Consider the following 463-nt stretch of genomic DNA (forward strand, 5'->3'; position numbering starts at 1 on the left):
TCCGGTCCAGGTACCGGACCTGGTCTCCGCAATAGCGAAACGATACCGCCCGCCGCCAGCTATCGGACGTGTTGCCGCCGGCGCCGTGGACCGTCATCACATGATGGATGATGACATCCCCGGGCTCCACCGCGAAGGAGACAATGTCATAGTCCTCCGGCGCGGATTCTATGTCCGGACAGCGACCTTCAGGAGATGACTGGAAAGGTGTCTGGGACACGAACACGTTCGGCGCGAAGACCTGGCCCCACTTGTGCGAGCCTCTGACATATTGGGTGACGCCATTGTCCAGGCTTGCAGCGTCAAGCGGGATCCAGACGATCACGCATTGGTCGCCCTCGATCTGGAAATAGGCGAGATCCTGGTGAAAGGCTGTCTTCTGGCGCGTATGGGGCGCCTTCACAAATGTCGTGTCTTCCCAGAAATTCAGGTAGCGCGCATCGAGCAGGCTGGCGGCAATTTG

Annotated in this window: 1 protein-coding gene; it reads right to left on the minus strand. The window is 59.6% G+C overall.

All coding sequences use genetic code 11. From position 1 onward, the window contains the following. The coding region (locus tag HOC_RS20770) for a phytanoyl-CoA dioxygenase family protein (RefSeq protein ID WP_162174916.1) at positions 1-463 on the minus strand (463 nt) is incomplete at both ends.

The sequence above is a fragment of the Hyphomonas oceanitis SCH89 genome, assembly GCF_000685295.1.
GTDB lineage: Bacteria > Pseudomonadota > Alphaproteobacteria > Caulobacterales > Hyphomonadaceae > Hyphomonas > Hyphomonas oceanitis.